At 31.4% G+C, this 20913-nt stretch carries 19 protein-coding genes and 1 riboswitch; of the genes, 4 read left to right on the top strand and 15 right to left on the bottom strand.

Going from position 1 to position 20913, the window contains the following annotated elements; translation table 11 throughout:
* Positions 1-217: 217 nt before the first annotated feature.
* Genes BN1865_RS14930 through BN1865_RS14900 form a run of 7 tightly spaced genes read right to left on the bottom strand, consistent with a single transcriptional unit; the run spans position 218 to position 6846 of the window.
* Positions 218-1213, bottom strand: a complete 996-nt coding sequence (locus BN1865_RS14930) for a sugar kinase (protein WP_050638058.1) — start codon at positions 1211-1213, stop codon at positions 218-220.
* An 8-nt stretch (positions 1214-1221) separates the two neighbouring features.
* Positions 1222-1962, bottom strand: coding sequence for a 2-dehydro-3-deoxy-phosphogluconate aldolase (dagF, locus tag BN1865_RS14925; RefSeq protein ID WP_050638057.1), 741 nt, complete (start codon positions 1960-1962; stop codon positions 1222-1224).
* Position 1963: 1 nt separating this feature from the next.
* Positions 1964-3055 (bottom strand): DgaE family pyridoxal phosphate-dependent ammonia lyase, encoded by a 1092-nt coding sequence (locus BN1865_RS14920; RefSeq protein ID WP_050638056.1) that lies wholly within the window; start codon positions 3053-3055, stop codon positions 1964-1966.
* Positions 3055-4158: an amidohydrolase/deacetylase family metallohydrolase gene (locus tag BN1865_RS14915; RefSeq protein ID WP_102134080.1), complete on the bottom strand. Its 1104-nt coding sequence runs from the start codon at positions 4156-4158 to the stop codon at positions 3055-3057. Before BN1865_RS14915 ends, BN1865_RS14920 begins: the two co-directional genes overlap by 1 nt.
* Before the next feature lie 5 nt (positions 4159-4163).
* Positions 4164-5252: a DUF871 domain-containing protein gene (locus BN1865_RS14910; RefSeq protein ID WP_050638054.1), complete on the bottom strand. Its 1089-nt coding sequence runs from the start codon at positions 5250-5252 to the stop codon at positions 4164-4166.
* The gene (locus BN1865_RS14905) at positions 5249-5515 is read right to left on the bottom strand and encodes a hypothetical protein (protein WP_050638053.1); all 267 of its coding nucleotides are present in this window, start codon (positions 5513-5515) and stop codon (positions 5249-5251) included. Before BN1865_RS14905 ends, BN1865_RS14910 begins: the two co-directional genes overlap by 4 nt.
* 32 nt (positions 5516-5547) lie before the next feature.
* A complete protein-coding gene (locus tag BN1865_RS14900) occupies positions 5548-6846 on the bottom strand; it encodes a PTS sugar transporter subunit IIC (RefSeq protein WP_050638052.1) in 1299 nt (432 codons plus the stop codon).
* A gap of 153 nt (positions 6847-6999) precedes the next feature.
* Here BN1865_RS14900 and BN1865_RS14895 point away from each other — a divergent pair, with 153 nt between their 5' ends.
* Positions 7000-7701: a GntR family transcriptional regulator gene (locus BN1865_RS14895; RefSeq protein ID WP_050638051.1), complete on the top strand. Its 702-nt coding sequence runs from the start codon at positions 7000-7002 to the stop codon at positions 7699-7701.
* An 80-nt stretch (positions 7702-7781) separates the two neighbouring features.
* On the opposite strand, the gene BN1865_RS14890 is transcribed toward BN1865_RS14895, so the two are convergent.
* The 4 genes from BN1865_RS14890 to BN1865_RS14875 form a co-directional block, all read right to left on the bottom strand.
* Positions 7782-8462: a GntR family transcriptional regulator gene (locus tag BN1865_RS14890; protein WP_050638050.1), complete on the bottom strand. Its 681-nt coding sequence runs from the start codon at positions 8460-8462 to the stop codon at positions 7782-7784.
* Positions 8463-8474: 12 nt separating this feature from the next.
* Entirely contained in the window at positions 8475-9467 is a 993-nt protein-coding gene (locus BN1865_RS14885) for an isocitrate/isopropylmalate dehydrogenase family protein (RefSeq protein ID WP_050638049.1), read from the bottom strand.
* A complete protein-coding gene (locus BN1865_RS14880; protein ID WP_050638048.1) occupies positions 9467-11386 on the bottom strand; it encodes an aconitate hydratase in 1920 nt (639 codons plus the stop codon). Before BN1865_RS14880 ends, BN1865_RS14885 begins: the two co-directional genes overlap by 1 nt.
* Before the next feature lie 174 nt (positions 11387-11560).
* Positions 11561-12478, bottom strand: coding sequence for a cation diffusion facilitator family transporter (locus tag BN1865_RS14875; RefSeq protein ID WP_050638047.1), 918 nt, complete (start codon positions 12476-12478; stop codon positions 11561-11563).
* Positions 12479-12587: 109 nt separating this feature from the next.
* Positions 12588-12679: riboswitch (NiCo riboswitch) on the bottom strand.
* A 231-nt stretch (positions 12680-12910) separates the two neighbouring features.
* On the opposite strand from BN1865_RS14875, the gene abc-f reads away from it, so the two are divergent.
* Entirely contained in the window at positions 12911-14773 is a 1863-nt protein-coding gene (abc-f, locus tag BN1865_RS14870; protein WP_050638046.1) for a ribosomal protection-like ABC-F family protein, read from the top strand.
* A gap of 4 nt (positions 14774-14777) precedes the next feature.
* Here abc-f and BN1865_RS14865 read toward each other — a convergent pair whose 3' ends face one another.
* Positions 14778-15293: an HD domain-containing protein gene (locus tag BN1865_RS14865; protein ID WP_050638045.1), complete on the bottom strand. Its 516-nt coding sequence runs from the start codon at positions 15291-15293 to the stop codon at positions 14778-14780.
* Between the two features lie 171 nt (positions 15294-15464).
* On the opposite strand from BN1865_RS14865, the gene BN1865_RS14860 reads away from it, so the two are divergent.
* Together BN1865_RS14860 and BN1865_RS14855 are read left to right on the top strand one after the other, a co-directional pair.
* The gene (locus tag BN1865_RS14860; RefSeq protein ID WP_050638044.1) at positions 15465-16880 is read left to right on the top strand and encodes a glycoside hydrolase family 1 protein; all 1416 of its coding nucleotides are present in this window, start codon (positions 15465-15467) and stop codon (positions 16878-16880) included.
* A 56-nt stretch (positions 16881-16936) separates the two neighbouring features.
* Positions 16937-17374, top strand: a complete 438-nt coding sequence (locus BN1865_RS14855; protein ID WP_050638043.1) for a VanZ family protein — start codon at positions 16937-16939, stop codon at positions 17372-17374.
* Between the two features lie 8 nt (positions 17375-17382).
* On the opposite strand, the gene BN1865_RS14850 is transcribed toward BN1865_RS14855, so the two are convergent.
* From BN1865_RS14850 to BN1865_RS14840, 3 genes are all read right to left on the bottom strand, one after another.
* Positions 17383-18030: a YczE/YyaS/YitT family protein gene (locus BN1865_RS14850; RefSeq protein WP_050638042.1), complete on the bottom strand. Its 648-nt coding sequence runs from the start codon at positions 18028-18030 to the stop codon at positions 17383-17385.
* A gap of 100 nt (positions 18031-18130) precedes the next feature.
* Complete coding sequence (locus tag BN1865_RS14845) at positions 18131-18592, bottom strand: GNAT family N-acetyltransferase (RefSeq protein ID WP_050638041.1); 462 nt, start codon at positions 18590-18592, stop codon at positions 18131-18133.
* Positions 18593-18664: 72 nt separating this feature from the next.
* Positions 18665-20743: a glutamine synthetase III family protein gene (locus BN1865_RS14840; protein WP_050638040.1), complete on the bottom strand. Its 2079-nt coding sequence runs from the start codon at positions 20741-20743 to the stop codon at positions 18665-18667.
* Positions 20744-20913: the final 170 nt, after the last annotated feature.

Raw genomic sequence — 20913 nt, 5'->3', positions numbered from 1 at the left:
AATAAATTTGCTATCTGTATTCTCTTTCGTTTTTTTAAACCATTTTAAAAAAACATGTTGTTTTTAATAGAAGAATACTGTTATTAACTATCCCAAAGTGTTTTTGAAAGAGTAACACATTATTAAAAAATAATTCTCTTCAATTTCCTTTCATACCATATAAAAATAAAAAGCTGTATGACAAAGCAAATTCGTCAACAGCTAAGAATCAATCAAATTATCTTTTGATATCTTCTTTTCCATATTTTATAAAATCATTAATTTGTTCTTTTGTAACAATTGGACTATCTCCATAAGTCGTATGTGCTAAAACACCACTTACTGTCGCATAATTGATAAGGTCATTAGGATTCATTTGGTGTAAATATCCATAAATAGCTCCTGCGGCAAAACCATCTCCACCACCAACACGATCATAAACTGTCAGCACATATTCTTTACTCTTTACAAGCTGACCACAATTCATCATATAACCCGTTATACTATCTTCATTGCGGATTGTTCCAAATATTGTTTCTATATGATATTGTTGACACATTTGTTTAAGCAAATATTCTAACTGTTGTTTGAAAGGGAGGGTATTATCAACAGTCATTTCTAATAAAAGTGTTGCATCTTTATAACCTGCAAAAACAATGTCAGCTAGATTCAACATATCTTCATAAATTGTTTTGACATAAGGTCGTTCATCATCGCTCCAAAGACTTGGTCTAAAATTACAATCAAAAATAACTTTTAAACCTCTTTGTTTTGCTTCCTTCACAAAAGCAAATGCAACTTCTCTCACATTTTCATTCATTGCTAAAGATATCCCACAAATATGCAAAGCATCTTGGCCATCTAAACAAGAAAAATCATAATCAGATAACTGACTTTGTCCAAAAGAGCTATCTTTACGGTTTAAGTATGTCACTTGACTGGCACGATTACCTATACCTTTTTCTAAAAAATATATCCCCATATGATATCCACCATAAACAATATGACGATCATCAATACCAAGTTTTCTAATATTAGCACTGGCCGCTTTTCCAATTGCATTATCTGGCAGTTTAGTCACAAATGAAACCTGTTCTCCCATCTGATATAATCCAGATAATATATTGATACCTGTTCCTGTAAATAAAAACTCTAATTCATTGACTTGTGTTAATGTTTTATAGTCAGATGGCATCATACGCATCATAACTTCTCCAAATGCTAATATTTTCATACATTCACCTACTTTGTTAAATCTTTCATCATTTCATATAATTTTTGAACATCTTCTTCACGTGTTAACTTTGTTTCTTGATCAATAATTGATGAATAGACATGAGGAATCACTTTTTTGACTCCTGCATCTAATGCAATTTGACATATTTCTTTAAAGTTATCTAAATCAATGCCACCTGTTGGTTCTAACATAAAATCATTGCGGACACAAGCATGACAAACTTCTTCATATTCATCTTTTGTAGATAACCCTTTCATAGGAAAGAATTTGACTGATGAACATCCCATATCTTTTAACATCATAATTGCTGTATCAACTGGCACAATGGCATCTTTTCCTTGACTACTTAATGGACCGGTAGAAATTTTGACCATTCCCACTGTTCCTGTAGGAGAAATAAGCCCATTAACAACTGTATCATTTTGTCCAAGTAAAGCGCGTGTTGTTCCCACACCAGTAAAAACCTGATTAACATGTCTAGGTTGAATATATTGTGAAATTTCACTGACCATTTGAGATTGTTTGGGATCTCCTGCCCCTAAACCAACTGATATACAATTATCAGTAATGGCTGCATATTTTAACATATCTTCAATTGCTGAAGCATTATCTGGATAATTTTTAGATAATAATCCTAATAAAATATGTCCTTTAGTAATATCATATAATGCCTTGGCATTTGCTAATGAATTTGTTAAGACATTTAAACAAATTCGATCATTTAAGTAATTTGGTTTCTTTTCCATCTTATTCCTCCACTATTTCTTTAATACGTTGATAAATCATCATCAATTCTTCATCATTGACATCACGTATATCTATTTCAATTTGTCCTAAATTTGCTTTATAATCACGAGTATAAATATGCACATCACCAGTTTTTAACAAGCGACTGACTTCTTTAGCATCATGTGTCTTCAATGTAATTTCACTACGTACAATTGGACGTCCAGCACCATCTTGAATACATTTTGCTGATATACCATTTAATTGATTTAATAAATCATTAAATTGTTTGAAACGTGCAGTTTGCTGTTCTATTGTCATTTGTGGCTTACGCACATATTCTTCAATTGCATAAGTTAAACCAATTATGTTTTCTTTTCCGACTTTCATAATTCGTCCAATTCCAGCATATTGCATCTTAATAAGATCAATATAATTTTTCTTACCAATAACCAACCCAGAAGTTGGTCCACCTAATGCTTTTGTTCCTGAATAAATCACGCATTCCGCTCCCATTTGATAATATTTTATCAAATCACTTTCAGCAGCCGCATCTACAATAACTGGTAAATGATACTGGTGTGCTAAATCAATAAATTCTTCTGGTGTCGGCATTCCCTTTTGTACACAGTGATGTGATTTAACATAAAGTAGAGCTGCTGTATTTTCATGAATACAAGCTTTAACGCTTTCTAAAGTACATTCATTAGCATATCCTGCCTCTACAACCTTTGCTCCACCCAAACGCATTGTCACTTCAATTGCTGTACCATAATTAACATTATGCCCTTTACAAATAATGACTTCTCTTTTTAAAAGTGATGGGTCATAAAGATTCATGATTTTATGATAATCATCTTGGCAAATAGCCGCACCTATTGCCTGGGCAATTCCACCCGATGCACTATTGACAATATAGGCACTCTCAACATTTAAAAGATGAGCTATATATTCCCCCGTCTTATCAAGCAAGTTTTTCACTTCAAAGAAATTTCCAGCCCCAATTGCACATTGGTCAATAATCTGCTCATTCACTCTTGAACCCCCAAGAATGGTCATTTTCCCTGATGCATTAATAACTCGACTCACATGATATTTTTCATAAACATCCATTATTTATCCTCCTCTATTTGATAAAGATGATTTTTCACAATTGTATAATCTGGCTTTAAATAATGACACATCGTCACTTTTTGGTGTAATGAATCTGTCAATTCAATGTCTTGTGGACAAATATGAAAAACTGTAAAATCGGCAGTTTTCCCAACTTCTATACTACCTAGATGATCAAGGTGTAAAGCTTTAGATGCATTCACTGTTACACAGCGAATCACTTCGGCTAATGAATAGCCAATATATAACATCTTATTCATGGTTGTAGCAAGATCATAAACTGGTCCATTTATTCGATTTTTAAAATAAATATCACTACTAATAGTATTCACTTTTATTCCATTTTGAAATGCTATTTTAGCAGTTTCAAATGAAAAACTATCAGTTCCATGACCTAAATCTAAAATAATACCTTTTTCAATTGCCTGATAAACACAATCCTTGATGTATCCCTTATCAAGAATACCATTTTGTTTAGGATTAAAAACATGTGTTATAATATCATATTCATCTAACATATCCACAATATTTTCTAATACACTTGGAGCTGTTCCAATATGTACCATAATTGGTAAATTAACAAACTTTTGCATTTCCTTAGCAAATATTAATGGCTGATTCCCTGAATCTCCTAATACGCTCTTTGACATTCTGGCTTTTAATCCAACAATAAATTGAGGATATTTTTGACATGCCTGAACAATAGCTTCTTGATTTAAACGTTTTAAATCAGCTAATTCATCTTGAGCAAAAATTCCTGGACTGGATATATTTAATAAAGAATAAACTCTTGTCTTTGCATTTTTGACTTGCTGATAAAATTCATCAATTGTATCACTCCCTGCTGTCCCTGCATCTACAACAGTACATACACCATGAGGATAACCAATGAAATCAGCCTGGTCACCATAGATTTCAAATTTATCAAAACAATGTGTATGAATATCAATCCATCCAGCACTCACATAACAATCTTGAAAATTCAATGTTTCATATGAAGTCTCAATACATGGGGCAATTTTTTGAATAATACCATTCTCAACAAGTATATCTACTCGCTCTTCATTTATAAGTCTTGCTTGCTTGATTACATAATTTTCCACTCTCATCATTTCTCTTTCAATTTAAATTTTGTCCATGCGTCTATATAATTTATTAAAAATAATTCTTCAGTAACAACTCTTCCAACTTTATTCTTACGTTCATCATAACACTCTTCTAAGATAATTTGAAGTTCACCTTTATATTTTCCAAAAAGATTATTCCCAATAACAACATCCCCTAATTGTAATGATGCCAAATTATCATGACTTGAAATATCTTTATCAACTTGTTTTTTTCTGACTTCAGTAGAACGTACTGCTTGTTTCGTTATATCTCCACGACGATAATGCTGTTCATTAAACATTATATCCTTTTCAATATCTGTTGTCTGATTGAATACTTCAACATTTAATTCTAACTGATAACGATTAATTTTTGACAAAGCAGCTAATTCCTCACAACTTGCATAGGCATTACCAATAATGACATCATCAATTAAGTTTGTTGCAAAAAGATGTTTTGCCTGAACATCAATTGGTAAATCACGATGCATCTCTAATGTACATAATCCATCATTAATTGACCATGGTCCAATTGTTGCATCATGTGAATTAATAAAGGCTGCTGTTCTTATTCCCTGCTGTTTAAAACGTTGAGAACATTTCACAAAGAAATCATAGTCTAACCCCGTTCCTTTTTGAGGATAGAAGTTATGACAACCATAAAGGAATGGTGCATTAGGTTGATATGTCATAATATTGTCAAGATAAGCAACATTATTTGACATATTAATTTCAATTGCTAAATGATAAGGATTAAATGTAAGCATTGCTTCTTTAGCTCCATCAAATCCCATATCTAGACGAATACCTGTTGCTCCCATTTCATAAAAGAAACTCAAATCATCATATGAAATTCCTAATTGATCAAAAACAGCTGGAGCAACATCCAATATGACTTCATAGTTTAAACTTGTAGCATATTGAATAATATCTTTAAATTCTGCAATGATTTCATTTTTAGGTTTATTAACTGATAACAAGCATGTGAAGACTCTTGTAAAACCATATTCACTAGCAAGTTTTAAATATGCTTTATCTTTATCAGGTGTACTATGTTCAGGATAAATAGATATTCCTAATGCTCTTTTCATACCTCTACCTCACCAGGAATTCTACGATGACGATTATAGACATTAAAGAAACTTGCCATGACAACACTTCCAAAAATTAAAATTGGAAAAGCTTGTGGAACAAGTACCACAAAAGTTAAAAGAACAAACATATATGCCATAATATAAAGAATCATTGTACGCAATCTTGTTTTAATAGAATTTTTTTGATAATACTTTTCAGCCAATACTGTTGTTATAAAGAAACTAAGCAATATTCCAATAAATGTTGAGACTTGAATCATTTTTATTCACCAAAGACGTCTGTCTTTCCTTTCTATGCTTCTGTTTTTGCAGCTAATTCTTTTTCTAATTGTTGTTTTTCAAACATTTTGAAGAATGGATAATAAATCACTAAAGCAATAATAAAATTAATAATAACCAAAACTCCTGCCATAATAGACCAATCTGTTGACATAACCGCTGCTAGTGGAGCTGGTAAAGTAAATGGTAATTTTGCCATCATCATTGGCACCAAACCAGAAATTGTAAATAAATAAGAAACAATAGTCATAATAATGGGTGCTACTACAAATGGGATAGCTAGAATTGGATTCATAACAATAGGAGCACCAAAGATAACTGGTTCATTAATATTAAAGATACCTGGAATAATACATAATTTTCCTAAACTTTTAATATACTGTGATTTTGATCTTAAGAACAAACAAACCAATGCAAGTGTTGCTCCTGCTCCACCAATCCAGATAAACCATTGTAAAAATTGTTCTGTAAAAATATTTGGTAATTGTGAAGCAGCTGTTCCAGCAGCAAATATTTCCATATTTTCAGCAATAGTCATATCCCAAATTGGTCTAATGACTGGTGACATAATTGCTGGTCCATGAATACCAAGTACCCAGAAAAACGTAATTAATGTTACTGTTAATAATCCACCCAATAAACTATTTCCTGCTAAAGTATCTTTTAGAGGCATTAATAAATTACTTAATGTTGCACTAATATCAAAATTGAAAACATAACGAACAATCCAGAATAACAAGATAACAACTGCTGCTGGAATCAAAGCACTAAATGAATTCGCAACTTCTGGAGGTACACCATCAGGCATCTTGATTACAATATTCTTTTCTTTACAGAAACGATAAATTTCAACAGAAATTAATGCTGCCACAATAGCTCCAAATAATGAACTTGCACTCAATGCACCAATTGATAAATATCTTCCATCAGCAATGACTTCAGGCATACCAGCAGTCACTTTCACTGGCACAACTGTTGAAACTAAGAATGCTACAGTTGCAAGCATCCCACATCCTAATTCATCAAGCTTGTAATATCTAGCAAGTGATGATCCAATTCCATAAGCAGCATATAATGCTAAAATTCCAACTGTGAAACGAAATGGGACATCAATAATATTTAAATAGGGTGCAATAAACTCAGAATACCCATCAATTGGTATATTCAATAAAATACAAAAGAACGACCCTACAATCGTCAACGGTAAAGTTGCTACAACCCCTTGTCTTACCGCCTGCATATGACGCTGACCACTAATTTTAAGCGCCACTGGCATTAACTTTTCTTCAATCATTTTCATAAACTTTTCCATACATTTTCTCCTCACCTATTTTGTTTACGCTTGCACTATAACATTATAATGTTTATTTGTAAAGATTATAATGTTATATTTTTTATAATTTTTACCATTTTCTTAGTTTTCTATGTTATAATAAGTCTATCTATTGAAAGGAAGATGCATTTTATGAACGAAAAAGTCCCTTTGTATTATTCAATTATGGAAGTGATTAAAGATTCTATCATTAATGGAATCTATCCTATTGGAACATTTCTCCCTACTGAAACAGAATTAGAAGAACAATTCAAAGTGAGTAAAATTACTATTCGTAAAGCCATTGAATTATTAGAAAATGATGGTTATGTAACTAAAAAAAGTGGTAAAGGAACCACTGTTATTAGTAATAGTATATTTAATAAATTATCAAATGGTCAATCTTTTTCTTCTATCTTGAATCAGCAAGGTTATCAGGTCACAAAAGAAAATACTCAATTTGAATATATGATAATAGACCCACAACATGAATTATTTCAGCATTATGGTAGACAATGCTTAAAAATCAGTCGTTGTTATTATTTAGATGGTCAGCCTTATATCCATTTTACACATTATTTACCAGGTGATATTGCGATTCCTGACCAACAAAGATTAAATGATTTTTCTTTATATATGTATTTATATCAACATAATCATTCTGTAGCTGATTTTAATGATGATTTTTATGTAGAATTTCCACCATTAGAAATTCTACAAGCTTTAAACTTAGAAACCGGTCCTGTACTTGGTCGAAAAAGAGTTTCGCATGATATTTATGGTAAAGTGATTGAAGTATCTCATGCTAGATATAATACACGTATTCATAATTATCAAATTCAATACAAATTATAAAGAGGCCTCACAATATTTTGTGAGGTTTTTTTGTAACAAAAAACCTAATCCGAAGATTAGGCATAGATAATAATTCCTATCTATTTTTTGTTTTTATGAGCATAATAGTTTCTTACTAAGACTTGAGTCTTTCTAATATGTTTTTGAATTGTTTCTTTAGCTAATTCTTTATCATTAGCAATAATAGCTTCTAAAATCGCACGATGTTCTTTTAAAGCTGTTTCTAATCTTTCAGGTTGAGTAATTGAATGACGACTTGTCACAGAAACATAATAATGGACATCTTTTAATAATTGTTCAAAGTATTGAGATTGTGTGGCCTGATAAATTGTTTCATGATAAAGAATATTTAAATCATTAATTTTTTCCTGTTCTTTTTTAGCAGTATAAAACTCCATTAATTCAAATACATCTTTGATTTTGGCTAAATGAACTTCATCCATTCTATCAATAGCAAGTTGAATAGCTAAACCTTCTAATGCTAAACGAATTTCAAACATATCATCAATATCTCTTGGTGAAAAACCTTTAACATAGACACCTTTATTAGGAATACTTTCAACAAGACCTTCTAATTCAAGTTGTTTTAAAGCTTCGCGAATAGGTGTTCGACTAATCTTTAATTCACTTGCCAAAGATAATTCATTTAATTTTTGACCATTCTCATATTTTTCATTTAAAATACGATCTCGTAAAATATCAAATATTTTATTTCCTAAAGAGCCATGCGATACTTGTTCAAATAAACTGTGTGATGGCATATGATTTCCCTCCTATAATTTCTCAATAATAGCTTGAGTAAATTCAGTTGTAGAAGCCTTTCCACCAATATCAGGTGTTACGACTTTCCCTTCTTCAACAACTGCTGATAAAGCATCTCTTAAACGATTTGCTTGATCTAATTTTCCTAATGCTTCTAGCATAAGTGCAAAGGCTAATAATAATGCACTTGGATTTGCAATATTTTTCCCAGCAATATCTGGTGCACTTCCATGAACAGCCTCATAAATTTGATATTCATCACCAATATTCCCACTTGGTGCAAATCCTAATCCACCAATCAATCCCGCACATAAATCTGAAACAATATCTCCATACAAGTTAGGAGCAACCAAAACATCAAAAGTTTCTGGTCTTAATACCAATTGCATACACATATTATCAACGATGACTTCTTGTGCTTCAATATCTGGGTAATTCTTAGCAACATCTCTAAAAGCTTCTAAAAATAAACCATCTGTTAATTTCATAATATTGGCTTTATGAATTGCTGTCACTTTGTGTCTGTTATTTATTTTAGCATATTCAAAGGCATAACGGCAAATCTTTTCACTCGCTTCACGTGTAATTAATTTGATTCCATTTGCCATATTCTCATTAACCATATATTCAATACCTTTATATAAATCTTCAGTATTTTCACGAATCATAACCAAATCAATATCTTCATATTTAGAATCAATACCTTTAAATGAACGAATCGGTCTCACATTGGCATAAGTTGCAAATTGTTGTCTTAAAGCCACATTGACACTTCTAAATCCTGTTCCAATAGGTGTAGCAGTTGGCCCTTTTAATGCCCATTTGTATTCTTTAATGGCATCTACTAACCCTGGTTCAAAAACCTCTTTTGTTTCAGCCGCATATTCTGCTCCTGCACGATATGTTACCCATTCAATATCTAATTGCATAGCCTTAGTTATATCTTCAACACTCTTAGCAATTTCTGGTCCAATGCCATCTCCTGGTATTAATACAGCCTTCATTAAAAATCTCCCCCTAACTCTTTAATTGCATTTAATAATCCGCCTTGTAAAATCATAACTTTTTCTCTAGGTGCTAATGTTAATTTTGCAACAATTGTTTCTTTTGTATTTGTATTTTGAACTGTTACATCTTTACCATTTTCAACAGCCTCTTTAACATCTAATAAAACATATTCATCTTGATCATTGAAAAAATCATATCCTGTCTTATCAATAACTAATGGTAATATCCCATTATTAATTAAATTAGAACGATGAATTCTTGCAAAAGATAAAGCAAAAATAGCTTTAATTTTTAAATAATTAGGAACCAAAGCAGCATGTTCTCTAGAAGACCCTTGTCCATAATTATCTCCCCCAACAATAAATCCACCATGATTTTCAATAGCTCTATTATAGAACTGATCATCGACTTTACAGAAAGAGAATTTTGCTAAATGAGGGACATTTGAACGATATGGTAATAATTTAGAATCAGATGGAACAATATGATCAGTAGAAATATTATCTCCTACCTTTAAAACCATTTTCCCACTAATATCTTGAGAAAGTTTATCTCCTCTAGGAACAGGTTTAATATTTGGTCCCATATAAACTTCAGTATTTGGATCATATTCATTAATAAAGAAATTTTCATTTTTTATAAATGGTGTATTAGGAACATCAGCTAAATACATATCATCATCAAATTCAGAAGATAAATATCCTTTAATAGCTGACAAAGCTGCAATTTCAGGTGATACTAAATAAACACCTGCATCATTTGTTCCAGAACGTCCCTTAAAATTACGATTAATTGTTCTTAAAGAAATTCCTTTTGATAATGGTGCCTGCCCCATTCCAATACATGGTCCACAACCACATTCAAGAATTCTTGCTCCTGCATGAATCATATCAGTTAAAGCACCATTAGCCGATAACATTGCCAAAATACTTGATGAACCTGGTGCAATAACAAGTGATACATGCTCTGCCACTTTTCTTCCCTTTAATATTTTAGCAGCTCTCATCATATCTGCGAATGATGAATTCGTACATGACCCAATCACAACCTGATTCACATGCATTCCTTCTAATTCTTTAGCTGCAACAACAGCATCAGGACTATGAGGTTTTGCAACCATTGGTTCTAAAGTTGACATATCAATATCTAATCTTTGATCATATGTTGCATCAATATCTGCTTTCATTTCAACATAATCTGCTTCACGTCCCTGTTGTTTTAAATATTCTATCGTTCTTTCATCCGTAGGAAATACAGAAGTTGTTGCTCCAAGTTCTGCCCCCATATTACAAATTGTAGCACGATCAGTTAGTGACAATGAAGCAATTCCTTCACCAGTATATTCAACAATCTTATTCACGCCACCCTTAACGCTTAATTCTTGTAAAACTTTTAAAATAATATCTTTAGCACTCACCCATGGTGCCTTTTTACCTGTTAAATTCACCTGAATAACTGATGGACATTGTAGATAATATTTTCCAGTTGCCATCGCAACTGCAACATCTAATCCCCCAGCTCCAATAGCGATCATCCCCATAGCACCACAAGTTGGTGTATGTGAATCACTTCCAACTAATGTTTGCCCTGGTTTAGAAAAGTTTTCTAACTGTAATTGATGACAAACACCATTCCCTGGCTTAGAAAAAGTAATGCCATGCTTTTTAGCAACACTTCTAATAAACTCATGATCATCCATGTTTTCAAAACCTGTTTGCAACATATTATGATCTATATAAGCAACTGCTTTTTCCACAGCAACATGTCCAACTTCCATCGCTTCCAACTGTAAATATGCCATTGTTCCTGTTGAATCCTGTGTTAAAGTTTGATCAATCTGAATACATATTTGTTCACCTGGAACAAGTTCCCCCTCTTTTAAATGTGAATTTAAAATCTTATATGCTAAGTTCATATAACCCCACCTTTCTTTTATTGTATACAATTATACATTATGTCGTATATACAATCAATAATATATTTCATTTTTTCAAAAATCTTCATAGCTATAAAAAAGAAAAAAGCTACTTTTAGGCAGCTTCAATCTTTATCTATCTTAATATTGTTCTTATTTATAGACTATTCAATTTTAAAGAGCTGGATTGACATGAATCATAATATGTTTAATATTAGGAAATTGCATCTCCACACTATCATGTACTTGTTGTGAAATCGCATGACTTTCACTTAACAGTTTATTTCCATCTACTTGAATTTCTAAATCAACATATATTTTACTCCCAAATATTCTTGTATGCAGTATATCAACACATATGACACCTGGTTGATCTTCAATAAATTGTTTTAAATGAAGTTCATACTCTTCATCACAAGCAGTATCCAACATTTTTGATATCGCATCTTTTAATATATCATAAGACACTTTCAAAATAAAAATACAAATAACAACACTAGCCACACTATCTAAAACTGGAAAACCAAGCATTGCTCCACCAATTCCAACTAACGATCCTATAGAAGACAATGCATCAGAACGATGGTGCCAGGCATCTGCCATAAAAGCAGTAGAATGAATACGTTTTGCATAATACATTGTATACAAAAACATAGCCTCTTTTCCTATAATGGAAACAATGGCAGCTATTAAAGCAATAACCCCTGGAACAGCCAAGTCATTATAATTTCCAGATAAAATATTTTTGAATCCAACCGCTCCTACACCTACTCCCGTAAAAAGAAGCATTAACCCTAAAAATAATGAAGCAACACATTCTATTCTTTCGTGTCCATATGGATGTGATTTATCAGCTTCTTTTTTTGAAATTTTCACTCCAAAATAAGCAATAACAGTTGTGAGTACATCTGAAAATGAATGAACTGCATCAGAAATCATGGCACCAGAATGCCCAAATATTCCAGCTACAATTTTAAAAGCGGAAAGAAGTGCATTTCCAAAAATGCTCATTAATGATAATTTTCGAATAATTTTTGTTTCTTCACTCACTGAATAAACATTATTCATTTGATTTTCTTTGTTGTTTGTCATAAAAGAACCCTCCTGATTTCCATATAAATGGAAGTTTTGATTTCTCTTATAGGCACTCATAGAGATAGTTTGTTCCAAAAAAATATAAAAACACACCTATGGAACATATAACTGTCCCACAGATGTGTTACCCACAATCTGTTGCTGCGATGCAGCCCGACTACATGACTTGTTAGCCATTGTCTGCTCAGTTTGTACTGTTGATCTCGCATTCGATAAAATGTAATGCAGTGCAAAGAGTAATTTTATATTACTATCTCATAAAGTATATGTCAAGAATTTTCAAAAATGTTAAATAATATTTTTAAATAATGCTTTTTTCAATAATGAAATTCATCAATATTATTTAAATCATTATAAAATCTATATATCATTTTCTTAATTTATTTTGATAAACAATAAGTTTATGTTACAATAGGTGCGGTGATAAAAATGATATTAGCTTGCTCATCTTTAAAAAAATCATTTCAAGGTATTGATTTATTAAAAGATATTACATTTAAAATTGAAGAACATGATAAATTAGCCATTATTGGTGTCAATGGGGCTGGTAAAACCACTCTTTTACGAATCCTTTGTGAAGAAGAATCTTATGATAGTGGAGATATTTTTAAGTCTAAAGAAACAACTATAGGTTATTTATCTCAACATAATACAATTGATCCTCAATTGACAATCTATGATGCGTTATTAAATGTTTTTGAACCACTCATCAAAAAAGAAAAACGTCTCCGTGATTTAGAACAATTGATGTCTACATCTGAAAAACTGGATGCTGTTATGAAAGAATATGATCAACTCTCATATGAATTTGATAGAGATGGTGGGTATACATACCAGAGTCAAATTAAAGGTGTCTTAAAAGGATTAGGGTTTGAAGAAGACACATGGAATATGACTATGAATATTTTATCAGGTGGACAAAAAACACGAATTGCACTAGGAAGATTATTGTTGTTAAAACCAAGTTTGTTATTATTGGATGAACCAACCAATCATTTAGATGTTGAGTCTATTGAATGGTTAGAAGGTTATCTCAAAAGTTATCCACATGCCATTATTATGGTGTCTCATGATCGTTATTTCATTGATCAGGTGACTAATCAAATTATTGAAATTGAAAATGGAAAATCAACATTATATAAATGTTCTTATCAAGAATATGCTATTATTAAAAAACATAATCGTGAAGTTGATTTAAAACATTATATTGATAATCAAAAAGAAATCAAAAGAATGCAGGAAAGTATTAATCGTTTAAAATCTTATAATCGTGAAAAACAAGTCAAACGTGCTGAGAGTAAAGAAAAAGCTTTAGAAAAAATGGAAAAAGTAGAAAAACCAGATACTTTACCACAATCTATGAAAATTCAATTTCAACCAATTGTTGAATCAGGTTATGATGTTTTAAAAGTGAAAGATTTAACGATGGCTTTTGATCAGCCTTTATTTGAAAATATTAACTTTGAAGTCAAAAAGCAAGAACGAGTTGCTTTGATTGGTCCTAATGGTATTGGGAAAACAACTTTATTCCAAATTATTTTAGGACGTCTGTTACCTAAAAGTGGTAAAATTAAACTTGGCAGTAAAGTCATGATTGGTTATTATGATCAGGAACATACTTCTCTTTCGTTCAACAAAACAATCTTTCAAGAAATTAGTGATACATATCCCCAAATGAATAATACTGAAATTAGAAATGCATGTGCATCATTTCAATTCAAAGGTGATGATGCTTTTAAAACAATTGATGTTTTATCAGGTGGAGAACGTGGTCGTGTTGTTTTAATGAAATTACTGTTATCAAAATGTAATTTTCTTGTTCTCGATGAACCAACAAACCATTTAGATATTGAATCAAAAGAAGTTTTAGAAGATGCCCTTATGTCTTTTGAAGGAACAATTCTTTTTATTAGCCATGATCGTTATTTTATTAATAAACTATCTACGAAGGTTGTTGAAATGAGTGCACGTGGTGCACATACTTATTCAGGAAACTATTCGACTTATATTGATCATAAAAATGAGGTTAAAGTAGAAAAAGAAAAAAATATATCTTACCTGGAACAGAAAAAAAATCAATCTGAACTTCGTAAACAACAAAATCAAATCAAAAAGATTGAACAGCAAATTTCAGATTTAGAAAAACAGATTACTCAAGACAATGAAAGTCTTCATCTTGAAGAGGTTCTTAATGATTATCAAAAATATAATCAGATCATTAAACAATTAGATGAAGCTAATCAACAGCTTGAAGAATTATTAGAAATATGGGAAAACCTACAAACTGATTAAGGCATCACAAATGCACGTGATGCCTTTTTATTAATGATTCTTCTAATAATGCCACTTTTGACTGTGTTCGTGTTTTCGCTAGTGTTTCATAAACAGCACAATATTTATCAGCCAATAAAACAATATAACTTTCTCGATAGCGTGGTAATTTTAAAGTTAATGGAAACATATGTTTTAAAATAATATCTCTTTCTAGTTCATTCAGTTCAAAATCCTGAATAGCATTTTCATAAGCTCTTCTGGGATGTGAAAAAGCATGACGTCTATTATAAGAAGATGGAATATGCCAATCATATAAAAAATAATCATGTAAAAGTGCGCCCCGAATCAAACTGCGTTCATTGGCGTTAAGATGTAAAGCCTTGACAATTTTTAGACTAATATAAGCTACGAATAGTGAATGACAATAACAGCTTAATTGCCCATGTTGCATAAATTCTTTTTCCAATTGCATGTTTTTAGAAGTTAAAATATCATTTCCATGAAGATTTAATAAATAGTAAACATGATTATTATGCATGATAATCACCCCTTTGTTTATATTTATTTTACAAGTTTATGCATAAGAAAGCAACTAAATGACATTTGTTTTCATTTGATAAAAACTTTTTTCACAAAATGAAATAATTCACATGAGTTCACCTTTTTATGTATAATGACATTGTAAATATAAAAGCAAAGGAGAATGTAAATGTTACACAAAAATTTAAAACCATTTCCTCAAGACTTTCTTTGGGGAGCAAGTACTTCTGCCTATCAAGTAGAAGGTGCAAATTTAGAAGACGGAAAAGGACCTTCTTGTCAAGATGTCAAAGAAGTTCCAGAAGGAACATCAGATTTAACAGTTTGTGCTGATCAATATCACAGATATAAAGAAGATATTGCTTTAATGGCTGAAATGGGATTTAAAACTTATCGTTTCTCTATTTCTTGGTCAAGAATTATTCCAGAAGGAACTGGTGCAGTCAATCCAAAAGGTATTGAATACTACAACAATGTTATTAATGAATGCTTAAAATATGGAATTGAACCATTAGTAACAATGTTCCACTTTGATATGCCTGCTGCATTAGACAAACGTGGTTCTTGGTCTAATAGAGAATCAGTAGATTGGTTCTTAAATTTTGCTAAAGTTATGTATGAAAACTTTGGTGATAGAGTCAAATATTGGTTAACAATCAATGAACAAAATATGTTAACTTTAGTTGGACCAGTTATTGGTACTTTAACTATCCCTGAAGGATGTACAAATGAACTAAAAGAAATCTATCAACAAAATCATCATATGTTAGTTGCTCAAGCAAAAGCAATGGCATTATGTCATGAAATGATTCCAGGTGCTAAAATTGGACCAGCTCCAAATATCTCATTAGTATACCCTGCAAGCTGTAAACCAGAAGATAACTTAGCAGCACAAAACTATAATGCAGTTAGAAACTGGTTATACTTAGATATGGCTGTATACGGTGTTTATAATAACTTAGTATGGGCTTGGTTAGAAGAACATGATGCAACTCCTGAATTTGCTGAAGGTGACGCAGAAGCTTTAAAGAGTGGACATCCTGATTTCATTGGATTTAACTATTACAATACAGCAACTTGCGAATGGGAAGATGGTACTGTTGAATGTAATTCAGCTGCTGATCAACAAACTGCTCGTGGTGAAAAAGGAATGTTCAAAGGATTTAAAAATCCTCATTTACCAACAACTGAATTTGGTTGGGAAATCGATCCTATGGGATTTAGAGCAACAATTCGTGAAATGTATTCTAGATATCGTTTACCAATGATCGTTACTGAAAATGGTTTAGGTGCTTATGATAAATTAGAAGATGGAAAAGTTCATGATCCATATAGAATTGAATACTTAAGAAAACATATTAAACAAGTACAATTAGCTATTTCTGATGGTTGTGAAATGATGGGATACTGCCCATGGTCTGCAATTGACTTAATTTCTACTCATGAAGGTATGGTTAAACGTTATGGTTTCATTTATGTAGATAGAGATGAATTTGATTTAAAAACATTAGATAGATATAAAAAAGATTCTTTCTACTGGTATAAAAAAGTCATCGCAACAAACGGTGAAGATTTAACTGATTAAAAAAAGAACTTGTCCTTTGCGACAAGTTCTTTTATAATACAACAGAGGTGTTATTAATGAAAAAAATCAAATATTTTATACCGTCTATATTACTTATGATCATTATATTTAGTTTTTCAAGCCAAACTGGTAGTGAATCTTCTAGTTTAAGTAGCCAAATTGTTTTATGGATACAAAACAACTTACATATATCAATTCCAGAGTTCATCATTAGAAAAGGTGCACATATGAGTGAATATGCTGTCTTAACATTCAGTTTTGTATATGCTTTTTATAAATCAGGTTTTGCTTACAAACGTGTTTTATTATATTCTTTAATGGCTACATTTTTCTATGCATGCTCTGATGAAGCACATCAACTTTTTGTTGGTGGACGTGCCGGACAGCTTAGGGATGTTTTCATTGATACAAGTGGTGGTGTCATTGCTATTGTGTGTGTTTATTTGATTTATCAGTTTATAATCAAAAGAAAAAATGCAACTCATATTGATTGAGTTGCATTTTATTCATAATTTAATAAATCATATTTCTTCAAAATAGGTTTAAATAATTTCATAAAAATTCCTAAAGTTGGTCCAAATGTTAACATACCAATGATTGTTCCGACTCCAATTGACCATGGGATTTGAAATATCAATGTTAAAATCACAACAACAATAATACTCAAAACATCAGCACCCTGTCTAACAACATGAAATTTAACAGGAATCACACTCACTAATGCCATACAGAATCCTTCTAAAGCAAATGTGACTTCATCCAATAACATAACAATTGAAACACCAAATGCACAAACAGTACTTGCCGCAATATACATGAATATTCCCCCAACAAATGTATCAAATGGGAAAATTAATAACTCATATAAAACAAAATTAATAACAGTTCCAAGTAAAATACTCAAAGGAATCTGTAATAATTGAATGATTTTAAATTTTTTTCTTAAAATAATAATTTGTCCGACAACACATGAACAATTAAAAATCATACCCATTGTTCCAACTTCTAAACCTGTGATTTCTGATGTTGATTTGGCTAATGAATCCCATGCTCCAACACCAATATTGGCTTTCAAAGTAAAAGCACATGCTGTTCCAACAATCATAAACCCAATGACAATTAATATATATCTTTTCACATTTTTACTCATGTCTTTCCCTCCATAGTGTCAATATTATATCTAGATATTTTATTTTGTCTGCATAATTTCACAAAATGAAAAATATTTTTGATAGAAAAAAAGAAACTCATTACAGTTTCTTTTCCATCAAATATCTTCTTAATCTTACCCCTCGTCTTTCAACTGTCTGTTCTTCTAAAACAGTATAACCTTTAGCTTCAAAAAAAGGTTTCGACGTAACTGAGGCAGCTGTATTCATGAAAGCAATACCTTTCGCTTTGGCATATTTTTCTAATTGATTGACAATCATTGTTGCTATTCCCTGATGTAAATAATCAGCATGTACATAAAGTCTATCCAAATATCCTGTTTCTCCAACATTTCCAAAACCAATGATTTTATCATCTTTTTCTACAACAAGTGTATGATTCTTATTCATTGAAGCTTCCCAATGATAGATATCTGGATTTTCAGGTGCCCAAGCATCTAATTGTTCCTTTGTATAATCATGAACACATACAGTATGAACATTGTCATAAAAAAGTTGCATCACATCATTTAAATCTGTTGGCATATAAAGTCTTGTTTTCATCAACACCACCCCCTGTGAAACATATTATATCATAGTTAAAAAAATAAGAAAGGAGTTGTCTCCTTTCTTTATTTAGATTCCAAATAATAAATCTACATAAGTTGGCATTGGCCAATATTTAGCAGCAACTTTTGTTTCAATGAAATCTGTAATTTCACGCAATCTATTCATTGCAGCAAATACACCATCACGCCATAGTATAGATTGATCCATAATTTCTCCATCAAAAGATTGTGCTTTTGTAATTTGTTCATCTAAAATATCCATTTGTGATTTCATATCTTTTAATAAACAAGATAGTTCTTTAACATCATCAAGTAAAAATGAATTATCAATACCTGTTTCTTTCACTTCTAAAGCTGTTTTGGTAATATTCTGCAAATAAGATACAGCAGCAGGATAAATTTCATTTCTTGCCATTTTAGAAGCTGTCAAAGCTTCAACTTGGATTGTTTTATTATAATTATCTAACAAAATTTCATATCGAGATGCTAATTCTACTCGTGAATAAACACCTAGACGATCTAGCATTTCAAGATTTTTTTCTTCTTTCAAACATTTCATCGCATCTACTGTATTTTTATGATTAGCTAAACCCCTTTTTTGAGCTTCTATTTCCCATTCAGTAGAATATCCATCACCATTAAAAATAATACGTTTATGTTCAGACAAGAAAGTTTTAATGACTTCTATAGGTTTTTGACCAGCTTCAATAGCATCAGCCATTTCTTCCATTTCAGCTGCTAAAATAGAATTTAAAATCGTATTCGGTCCAGCAATTGATTGTGCAGAACCAACTGCTCTAAATTCAAATTTATTACCAGTAAACGCAAATGGTGATGTTCTATTACGATCTGTATTGTCTTTAGAAAAATCTGGAACAACAGAAACTCCTGTTTGGAATCTTCCTGTACCAATATCTTCTAATTCTTTTCCTTCTACAATTGCTTCAATAATTTTATCAAGTTCTTCCCCCAAGAACATTGAAATAATTGCTGGTGGTGCTTCATTTGCACCTAATCTATGATCATTACCCGCTGATGCAATAGACATACGTAACAAGTCTGCATATTCATCAACTGCTTTAACAGTACATGCTAATGCTGCTAAGAAAGGTAAATTTTTAGCAGGATTTTCTCCAGGATTAAATAGATTAATACCCGTATTTGTCACCACTGACCAGTTATTATGTTTACCAGAACCATTCACACCTTCAAATGGCTTTTCATGTAATAAACATCTTAATCCATGTTTTTTAGCAATGTCTTGCATTAATTGCATTAAGAGATGATTATTATCTGTTGTAATATTAACTCTGCGATATACACAAGCAACTTCGTGCTGAGCTGGTGCAACTTCATTATGTTTTGTTTTAGAAGGAATTCCATATTTCCATAATTCCTTATCTAAGTCTTTCATAAAAGCAGAGACCTTACGTTTTAAACTTCCAAAATAATGATCTTCTAATTCTTGCCCTTTTGGAGCCATAGCACCAAATAAAGTTCTACCAGTTAATTTTAAATCCATACGTTTTTGATAAAACTCATCTGCAACTAAGAAATACTCCTGTTCACTCCCCACTGATGCAGTCACACGTGTAATACCTTCCATTCCAAGTAAAGGTAATAAATGACATGATGCTTTTGTTAAAGCATCAACAGATTTCAATAATGGTGTCTTTTTATCTAATGCTTCACCAGTATATGAACAAAATAACGTTGGAATATATAAACTTCCATCCTTTACAAATGCTGGAGATGTACAATCCCAAGCAGTATAACCTCTTGCTTCAAAAGTCGCACGTAATCCCCCAGAAGGAAAAGACGATGCATCAGGTTCACCTTTTCTTAAAGTCTTACCACTAAATTCTAAAACAGCTTTATTTCCATCAGGTTCTAAAAAAGCATCATGCTTTTCTGCTGTCAATCCAGTCATAGGTGTAAACCAGTGTGTAAAATGTGTTGCTCCATGTTCAACAGCCCAAATTTTCATTGCATTAGCAATTGCTGTTGCTGTTTCTTTAGGTAATGGCTCACCTTTATCTAAAGCCTCATGAAACGCTTTATAAGTAGATTTAGGAATACGTTCTCTCATAACATCATCACTAAATGTCAAACAACCATAATCTTCAAGTAATTCATTCATATCCATTGAATCAGTTCCCCCTTGTCTTTTCACTCATTGTATCAATTTATATTCCATCTGTCCACATAAATTAATCAATGGTTCTGAGGCTATTATATAAACATATTTTCATATTGTCAATACAAAATGATATTTTTTTATTATTGTGTTATTATTTTATCACATCTTTTTTATAT

The sequence above is a fragment of the Candidatus Stoquefichus sp. SB1 genome, from assembly GCF_001244545.1.
Lineage (GTDB): Bacteria > Bacillota_I > Bacilli_A > Erysipelotrichales > Coprobacillaceae > Stoquefichus.
This window is presented reverse-complemented; position numbering and strand designations above follow the sequence as displayed.